We start from the raw sequence: 8,987 nt of genomic DNA, 5'->3' as shown, positions 1-8,987 counted from the left end.
TAGGAATACTGTTTGAGAATCAGACTCTCCATTCTTATAGGCGTATTCTCTAACCCCTTTCGGAAGGATAGTTTGGCTAGAGCCGTATTCAACCCACTGTCGAAGGAGCAAGAGGACGCAGTTCACCTGGAATCGATCAAGATCCTGGAGGAGGTTGGGATCAAGGTCACGAGCGTTAGGACACTCAAGATGCTCGAGGACCACGGCGCAAAGGTCGATCACAAGAACCAGATCGCGAAGCTGTCCGAGCAGATGGTCAAGGCCGCCCTCGCAAAGGCGCCCAAGGAATTCCTAATGTGCGGCCGGGATAAGGCCAACGACCTCAAGCTACCCGCCAAGGACCACGTCCAGGGCTGCAACGACGGCCAGCCCACGGATGTCTGGGACATCAACACGCAGAGCAAGCGCAAGGCTACAATGAATGATCTCATCGACCTCACGCTAGTGAACGATGCGATGCCCGAGACCGACCTCTACTGGGCCGAAGTTGTGGCGACGGATGTTCCACCGGAGATATCCAACCTGCACGAGTACGCAGCCTCCTTGGCATACACTTCGAAACACGTCCAGCACGGCGCGGGTGATGTGACCGATGCCGGGTATCTCATCAGGATGGCCGCTGCAGTTGTCGGTTCCGAAAAGGAGCTGGCCAAGAGGCCGATAGTGTCGATTACGCATACACCGATAACTCCTTTGCGGTACGAGAAGGGAGATATCGAGGCCGTCGTGATGTTCGCGAAGGCGAAGCTGCCTGTGGTGCACCTGTCCATGGCGATATCCGGATCGGTCTGCCCTGTCACGCTCGCTGGCACTATCTCGCTCGTCAATGCTGAGAATCTGGGCGGCATCGTAATCTCGGAACTGGCTGGCCCCGGCTGCCCCGTGCTCTACAGCTCTGAGAGCGGTCCGATGGATATGAGGACCGGCGTGTTCCTGTCAGGCTCGACCGAGGGCGCGCTCATAAACGCTGCAGGCTGTCAGATGGCCCGAAGGTATAGGCTGCCTAGCCAGGTGGGCGGAGTTGCTGCTTCAGGGACGAGGCCTGGTTACGAAATCGGCTACCAGAAGGCCATAAGCGGCCTCCTTCCGGCCCTTGCTGGCGCTGACCAGATAGTTGGGTTCGGAGGGTTCGACAGGTCCGGATGCGAGTCTGCGGAGCAGGTGGTCATGGACTGCGAGCTGTGGCGGAACCTGCTAAGAGCTTGCAGGGGCGTCAAGGTGGACAAGGAGACAATGGGGTTCGATGCTATCGCGCGCGTGGGCCCGGGCGGATATTTCATGAAGGACATCCACACTCTCAAGAACTTCAAGAGTGAGATCCTCCTGCCCAAGATAGCGATGCGGCAGAGCGCTCCCGATTCGAAGGAGGAACCGATCATGACTGCCGCAAGAGAAGAGGTCAGGAGGATCCTGAAGGAGCACAGACCAATCCCTCTCGACAAGTCGGTGAAGCAGGAGATAAGAGAGATACTGAAGAGGTACGACGCCGAGCTACACGGAACGCCCATTTCGACTAAGTACCTTGACCGGCTGGGGTAGTAGCTGGTTTCCTGAGGAGGTACTCGTGGGCGCTGAGAGCGGCCTTCGCGCCCTCGCCAGCTGCTACGACTATCTGTTTCTCGTGGACGTTCGTGACGTCACCAGCTGCGAAAAGGCCAGGGACGTTGGTCTCGCACATGCAGTTGACATCGACTTCGCCGTATTTTGTGAGGTTGACGATTCCTTTCAGAAACTCCGTGTTGGGATTGAGACCCACCTCCACGAACACACCCTTGACCACGAGTTCCTCCTCATTGCCCGTAGCCTTCTCTCGTATCCGAAGCCTTTCGACGGTCTTGTCGCCCATGATCTCGACGACCTCGTATCCGATCCTCCTCACGATGTTCTTTGACTGATCCGCCTTGTCAACTATCACGGCATCAGCCCTCCAAGGGTTCCTAGATACGATGTAGACTCTGGACGCTATTTGGGCCATCTCGATGGCTGCTTGGACGGCTGAGTTGCCACCGCCGCACACGGCCACATCCATATCCGCGAACAGCGGGCCGTCGCATGTGGCGCAGTACGACAATCCTCTCCCGATGAACTTCTTCTCGTTCGGCACTCCTAGCTCTTTCGGTCTCTTGCCTGAGGCGATTATGACTGTCCTTGCAGCGATGGTCCTACCGCCCTTGGTTTCTATGGTGAAAACGTCCTTGCCGATTTCGAGCTTCTTCACCTCGTCCATTACGATCGGTATGGGGAACTGTCTCACTTGCTCTTCGAACTTGGCAGTCAGTTCCCTGCCTGTTATGTATTGGTACCCCATGTAGTTCTCGATCCCGAGGGTCCAAGCCACCTGGCCTCCGATTTCCTGCGTGACGATCGCGGTCGACAGCTTTTTGCGGGAGACATAGACTGCGGCCGTGAGACCCGCCGGCCCTCCCCCAATGATGCACACATCAACCGTGCCCTCGACCTCGGACGGCGCCTGCAGCGCGAACATCTTGCTGAACACCGTGGTACGGCCATATTATGATTATCCAGTCTGGTTTCGGGGTGCCTGCGGCGGCGTGTATGTGCCAAAGGTTCATGATAGACGACCTTGATTCGTGCTCACCGGTGTTTGGGCATGGACACATTCAAGGGAACATACGACAAGTCGCTCGTACGGGTCGCTCGGGCGGCAATGGACGACGTTGTGGCTCTGAAGAAGGACGACAGGGTTCTCATCATCGCGAACCCGGACAGGGAGATCACCGAGATGTCCGAAGCGTTCTTCGATGCGGCCCTTAAAAAGAAGGCCGCTCCGACACTCGTCTTCCAGAGGACCAAGGGACAGTTCGACTTCGCAGAGGAGGAGGTCATCAAGGCCATCTCCGCAAACCCTGAGATCATTCTGTCGATCTCGAAGGAAAAACTTGGAAAGGACAGATACGGCATGAAGCACGGGTACGCCGGCAAGCACAGGTACGATCACATATTCACGAAGCTCCATGAGGAGAAGAAGATGCGTGGGTTCTGGTCCCCGGGGATCACCTCGGACATGTTCCGCAGGACCGTCCCGATCGACTACACAAAGCTCAGGGCGGATTGTGCCAAGGTGATCAGGACGATGTCCATCGGTACCAAGGTCAGGGTGACGGCTCCTGGAGGCACGGACATCGTGATAGGGACAAAGGGCAGGAAACCGTTCGCTGACGATGGCGACTTCAGGAGACCAGGGCAGGCAGGCAACATCCCGTCGGGCGAAGTCTATGTGTCCCCCGAACTGGGGACGGCGACAGGAACGATCGCCTTCGACGGCTCGATCGTTCTGCACGAAGGGGAGATAGTCATCAAACGCCCCATCATGACGGAGGTCAAGGACGGTTTCATAACGAGCATCTCCGGAGGGCAGGAGGCTCGCAAGCTCGCAGAGTCCGTGAAGCTGGGAGAGAGAAAGGCCAGAGATGGTGGCAAGGACGGGACCATAAGGCCTGACAAGGTCATGGGCTACGCGAGGAACGCCAAGAGCATAGGCGAGCTGGGCATCGGCCTAAACAGGAAGGCGAAGATAATCGCCAACATGCTCGAGGACGAGAAGGTCTACGGCACTTGCCATTTCGCTGTCGGCAGCAACTACGACAATGACGCTGAGGCGCTCATCCACTTGGACGGCATTGTCAAGAGGCCGGACATCACCATTGTCGATAGGTCAGGCAAAGAGAAGCTCTTGATGGAGAACGGCAGGCTGGCCTGGGACTAGAACGTTTTATTTCCTAGGACCGTCTCCCGGCCAGCATGGAGGAGCGGTTGAGGGTTGGACAGCTTGACGAGGACAGGTTCGACCGGTCCCGGAGGGTAGGTTGGATCAGCCTCGAAGCCATCTCCAAGGCTAGGGTGCTGATGGTTGGTGCGGGCGCCATAGGCAACGAGGTTGCCAAGGACCTAGCTCTCTCTGGCTTTCGGCGGATCACAGTGGTCGACATGGATCATGTGGTCGGCTCGAACCTTAACAGATGTCTGTTCTTCACAAATGAGGACTCTTCGAAGCACACCAAGAAGGCAGAAGTCATAGCCAGGGGATTCGAATCCTTGGCCCCCAATGCGGAAGCGGTCGCCCTCGTGAGCCGGATAGAGGACTGCCCTGAGAAATTGTTCGAGGACCATGACATCGTGTTCGGATGTCTGGACAACATTCAGGCCAGGATCCACACGAACTCTCACGCCTATGCTTCTGGAAAGGTGTACATCGACGGGGGCATGGATGGCTTCATAGGCAAGGTCATGGTCGCCAGACCGCCAGACGGCGCATGCCTCCAATGTGGCATGAACAGGTCCCATGCCAAGGTCGCGGAACTGAGGTTTAGCTGCACCGGGAAGGATGTGGTCTTTCACGAGCCAAGGCTGGCGGCGGAGATAACCACGACGAGCGTCGTCGGCGCGGTCATGGTTCGCGAGGCCGTAAAGGTCCTGTCAGGCAGGACTGATATGACGATCTCAAACGTGTTCTACTATGACGGATTCAGGAAGGTATCTGATGAGATCGAGGTGCCCTTGGACCCGCACTGCCCGGTCCATGGCAGGTCCTGAGACCGCTACATGTATACGATAACGATATAACCCTAGAATATGTCCAGAGGATAGGTGGTTTTTTGGCTGTTAGGATAAAGGTCAAGAATGCCGAGACCGGCGCCACTGTCGAGATGGAACTGGAATCAGAGAACACCGTCGACGAGGTGATCGAGAGCGCGGCGACCTTTTGGAGCAAGGATATGGGTGCGTATGTGCTCCGGAAGGGCAAGAAGGTTCTCCGCGGAGGTAGCACACTCGCGGATGCTGGCATAAGGGGCGAAGACGTCCTGGAACTTATTCCGGATCCAGAGGGCGGATAGACCAGATGCCTCTCCCGGTCGATGTGCTCAGGATCAGGCTGAGGAATGAGATTGAGATGTGCCAGCGAGAGCTTCGCCACCACATCTCCGTCTCCGATCCTTCGCTCTCATCGTTCCCAGTGATGGTGAGTGTCACGTTCATGCGTGTCCCTGGCCCCGATTGGGAGGAGGGGAAGGTCGTCCACAGGTTCGTACATAGGATGGCCATCGTCATCAGCGAGGATTACCCGATGGAGAAGCCCATCGTCAAATGGCAGACCCCCATCTTCCATCCCAACATAATGGCGCCCAGTGACGGCGGTTATGTATGCACGAAGCTTCTCGAGAACTGGGACTTCGGCTCCAACCTGATGACTTTCATCAAGGGCATTGAGTCGCTTCTGGTCAACCCCAACCCGGCGAACCCGTTTGGGAACGACATGTGCACGCGCGCGGCGGCATATTTCAATCGGAACAAGTACCGGCCCCCCCTAGTGATGGACCAGACGGACAGGAGGATCAGGATCATTGGTGATGCAGATGCCTAGGCCCAGGATCGTAAAGGAGACACGGCGTCCAGTCGAGGAGAGGGAGCCCCCGAGAGCATCGACCCTGAAACCGCACGAATGGCTATCTGAAGAATCCTTGACGGAGTATAATGAAGTCGTCGACAGCGGAGGGATTTTCGATATCTACCTGTCCTCCGTGGCAGAACGGAAGATCAAGGCGCATGCGGTCAACGAGGCCCCGAACAGGCTCGAGGTCATGGGTTTCATGCTGGGGGAGGTCCGCAGATGGAAAGGCCGGATATACTCCCTTGTGAGGGACATCGTCACTACTCATCTCAAGAGCTCATCCTCGAAGGTCCGATTCGATCCGGAGGCGTTCCCGAACCTGTTCCATGGGTTGGACGATTCGGGGTTCGACTACATCCTAGTGGGTTGGTACCACTCGCATCCAGGTCATACTTGCTTCCTTTCCCGGACCGATCTCGAGACTCAGCGGTCCATTTTCGACCAACCGTACCACTCCGCACTCGTCATAGACCCGATCACCCGCGACATCAAGACCTTCAAACTATCTGAGACCGGATATGAGGAGGTGGCCTTCGCGGTCTACGAACCAGAGGTGGGTTCAAAGGCCAAGGCCAAACGCTCTCGGAAGCTCAAGGTCAAGCCCAGTTCCTAGCCGGACCAGTACTGACCATTGGCCTCTCGCTTTCAAACCAAGAAAGCTTTTTCAGGCCGCCGCCCGATAGGGTAGCTCTAGGGAGGGCGAGTCTCTGGTTCCGCGGTTTTGCGTTCTGGCTGCGTTGCTGTGCGCCGCGGCATTGGTCATTCCTGCCTCATCCGTAGTCTCGGGCGCAGAGCATTTCCTTGATTACAGCGAGGACAACTTCAAGGTCGTGTTCATTTCGGGGAATCTCACGGCTGCTGTGACCTATGACTGGCCCCGAGTCGTGTTCCAGCACTCAACCGCTCTGCTTGCTCCCACGTTCGAGGTCGGAATGCCGCTCCTCTATCTGTTCAACGACACCAACCCTGACGGAGTGTTCGACCAGTCCGAGATGGTCTATGTCTCGTACCTTGACGCCCACCACAATGTCACATGGACAGTTTCGAGCGTCGAGTTCGGCAGCGAAACCATGCCAGGCGAGTATGCGCAGTTTCGGATGAACGCCTCCCTCTCTCTGGTCAATGATTTCGAGAATCCGACCGCTCTGGTGGAGGATTGGGCAAACATCACGTTCTGGTTCAGGATCACTGAGAATCCTGTCGTCTACTCGAACACATACGGTAGCTACACCGTCGTGGGCAAGACCGATCTGAAGATGAACTTCACCCTGGAAATCAAGAAGCACATCAATGTCTCGGGTATCGCCCTCGAACAGTCCTTGAAAGGTGGTGGATCAACATACATGTTCCAAATCAGGGAGGACGCAGGAGGCGGGGACACGCGAGTTACATCTGTGTCCAGCAGGGACGATGAGACCGTACGCGGGCTCAACTTCACCCATATGCTCAATGAGACCAGCCTCGGCTGTCAAGAGATCGATTTCTCGAAGGCAGACGGCGTGGTCCAGGCGCACTACCATTATAGTTCTGAACCTATCTCATTGGCCCGGGGGACAATGCATGCTACCCCGATGAATTCTTCATACTACACGACCGGCTCCGGCCTGAAGCTGAACATCGCCTACTCGATAGACAATGAGACCGATACGATCACTCACGAATCGAGCTTGGGTCTGGATGAGCACGGGTTCGTGAGCAAGGTCAAGGACTGGTTCACGGAGAACCTGCCGTGGTTGCTTATCATCTCCGGCGGCATCGTGGCCGTCGTCTCGATCTCGATCCTTGTGATAATGCTGCGCAAGTATCGCAACAATGTCCCGCCGAACGGCAAGGGCTGAGCTCAGACCCAGATCGCGTGACGCTTTCTCATGGCGCCCTCGCTCTGTCCAAGCTTCTCCATCATGGAGGCGACGATGCCGTCCAGGTAGATCAGCGTGGCGACTTCGAACAGTGTGCCAAGAGGCGCAAGCCGTTTCCTATCATCGTCCTTTGGCGGGTGTATCTCGATGATAAGGTTCGAAGCCGCCGCCAGTTTCGAATGGTTGTTGGCGGTGACCGTGACGACCTTCGCACCGACCCTCCTCACGATGTTGGCTGTCTGAATGGCCGACATGGTCTCCCCTGTGTAGGATACTATGATGACCAAGTTGCCCTCCTCAACGAAGGGCGTCACCGTTTCCCCGACGAAGAACACCTCGAGTCCCATCTGCACAAGTCTGATGGCAAACGCTTTCGCGATGAGGCCGGACCGGCCGACGCCGTATATGAAGATCTTTCTTGAGCCGATTATCAAGTCCACGAACTTATCGGTGTTCTCTATGTCGCTCTCCAGCGTGGTCTGGACACTATTGACGATGTAGTCGACGCTCTCTCTCATCTAGACCCGGCCTTCTTGTCCTTCTCCTTAGTCACTATCTTGGTCTCCTTCGAGACCTTCTTGGCGAGGACCCTTTCGAGGATGACCTTCATGTACATGGCATCGTGTTCGAGCAACGGGGAGCCGGAAATGATCGTTATTGGCTGGTTGCGCTCGACAATGGCCTCGGCGAGCGGTTCGAATCTGAGGTCGCCCTTCTTGATGGATGTGAACCTCTTCTCATTCCCGCCTTCGTGCTCGACGCCCGAGAAATGGGCGTAGAATTCACCGTCGGTCTGGTCCCACACATCGTCCAGAAGCTCGTCGAAATCCTTCGGTTCTCGGAGGATACCGTTCTCCCTAGCGTGGTAGTGTGCGAAGTTGATCACGGGTATGACTCCATCAATCTCCCTGCATGTCTTGAGGATCTCCGGCAAGGCTCCGAATATCTCCTGCCGGCCGCTCAGCTCAAGGCCGATCGGGACATCGATCCCCTGCTTCTTGTACCACTTTGCCAGGAGCCCAACGCGCTCTCTGATTCTCTTTTGGGCTGTCTTGGGAGTGACATCTCCGTACAAGCCCATGTGCGTGACCACCGCGGCCGCACCGAGCTCGTTGGCCATCAGTCCTGCCCATTTGATGGAATCCCTGCTCTTGAAGCTCAGCTCCCCTTCGCCAACGAGATCCATATAGTACGGGGTGTGGATTGACAACTCCACATCGAGCTCGTCTGCCATGTTTCTGAGGGCGCGCAACTCTTGGTAGCTCTTGGCAATCCCTGAAGTCAGGGACACGAGTGTGTCACCGTTCCTTATCGGCTCGTCAAGGTCGGATACGATCTGCTCCTTGTCTCCTTTCTTCCGGATGATCTCGATGACCATGTCGTTCGTTAGGTTCCGGGGCTTCATCCCGATCTCCTCAGGCTCGGGCGCTCTTTCTGCCACATGCGCCCTGACTAGCTGTGCTTCCATGGCTGTCAGGCCCAGCTTGTGCACGTCCTCGATGCCATCCTTCAAGGTGCGCCCTTTGCAGGACAATGGGATGCCTGCAGGACCAAAACGAATCATCTGAACCCCCGGCGAGCCAGGATTTCGGTGTATGCCATATGCCGTATATATCATCTGTTGAGGGCGGACACCACCGTTCTGATGAGCGATACATACCCCACAAGTGGCACCGTTCCAGGCCGAGCCAGACGGACCATGCCAGCAAATCCGGCGC

Annotated in this window: 10 protein-coding genes; 7 read left to right on the top strand and 3 right to left on the bottom strand. The window is 56.5% G+C overall.

The features are described from left to right. Positions 1–72: 72 nt before the first annotated feature. Positions 73–1,539, top strand: coding sequence for a trimethylamine methyltransferase family protein (locus tag KJ653_09705; GenBank protein ID MBU0686102.1), 1,467 nt, complete (start codon positions 73–75; stop codon positions 1,537–1,539). Here KJ653_09705 and KJ653_09700 read toward each other — a convergent pair. Then, entirely contained in the window at positions 1,514–2,485 is a 972-nt protein-coding gene (locus KJ653_09700) for an FAD-dependent oxidoreductase (protein MBU0686101.1), read from the bottom strand. The two genes, KJ653_09705 and KJ653_09700, sit on opposite strands and share 26 nt — an antisense overlap. 126 nt (positions 2,486–2,611) lie before the next feature. On the opposite strand from KJ653_09700, the gene KJ653_09695 reads away from it, so the two are divergent. The 6 genes from KJ653_09695 to KJ653_09670 all read left to right on the top strand — a co-directional run bounded on the left by KJ653_09695 (position 2,612) and on the right by KJ653_09670 (position 7,248). Further along, complete coding sequence (locus tag KJ653_09695; GenBank protein ID MBU0686100.1) at positions 2,612–3,727, top strand: aminopeptidase; 1,116 nt, start codon at positions 2,612–2,614, stop codon at positions 3,725–3,727. A gap of 35 nt (positions 3,728–3,762) precedes the next feature. Continuing rightward, positions 3,763–4,554: a ThiF family adenylyltransferase gene (locus KJ653_09690; protein ID MBU0686099.1), complete on the top strand. Its 792-nt coding sequence runs from the start codon at positions 3,763–3,765 to the stop codon at positions 4,552–4,554. A gap of 62 nt (positions 4,555–4,616) precedes the next feature. Continuing rightward, the gene (locus tag KJ653_09685) at positions 4,617–4,856 is read left to right on the top strand and encodes a hypothetical protein (GenBank protein MBU0686098.1); all 240 of its coding nucleotides are present in this window, start codon (positions 4,617–4,619) and stop codon (positions 4,854–4,856) included. Positions 4,857–4,861: 5 nt separating this feature from the next. Further along, positions 4,862–5,383: a hypothetical protein gene (locus KJ653_09680; protein ID MBU0686097.1), complete on the top strand. Its 522-nt coding sequence runs from the start codon at positions 4,862–4,864 to the stop codon at positions 5,381–5,383. Beyond that, positions 5,376–6,023, top strand: a complete 648-nt coding sequence (locus tag KJ653_09675; protein MBU0686096.1) for a Mov34/MPN/PAD-1 family protein — start codon at positions 5,376–5,378, stop codon at positions 6,021–6,023. The genes KJ653_09680 and KJ653_09675 overlap by 8 nt, the downstream gene beginning before the upstream one ends. A 142-nt stretch (positions 6,024–6,165) precedes the next feature. Further along, the gene (locus tag KJ653_09670; protein ID MBU0686095.1) at positions 6,166–7,248 is read left to right on the top strand and encodes a hypothetical protein; all 1,083 of its coding nucleotides are present in this window, start codon (positions 6,166–6,168) and stop codon (positions 7,246–7,248) included. 2 nt (positions 7,249–7,250) lie between these two features. Here KJ653_09670 and KJ653_09665 read toward each other — a convergent pair whose 3' ends face one another. Beyond that, positions 7,251–7,787, bottom strand: coding sequence for an SIS domain-containing protein (locus tag KJ653_09665; protein MBU0686094.1), 537 nt, complete (start codon positions 7,785–7,787; stop codon positions 7,251–7,253). Beyond that, positions 7,784–8,782, bottom strand: coding sequence for a TIM barrel protein (locus tag KJ653_09660; protein ID MBU0686093.1), 999 nt, complete (start codon positions 8,780–8,782; stop codon positions 7,784–7,786). Before KJ653_09660 ends, KJ653_09665 begins: the two co-directional genes overlap by 4 nt. Positions 8,783–8,987: the final 205 nt, after the last annotated feature.

Source organism: Candidatus Thermoplasmatota archaeon, assembly GCA_018814355.1.
Taxonomy (GTDB): domain Archaea; phylum Thermoplasmatota; class Thermoplasmata; order UBA10834; family UBA10834; genus COMBO-56-21.
Note: the sequence above shows the minus strand (reverse complement) of the source record. Positions and strands in the feature narration are given on the sequence as shown.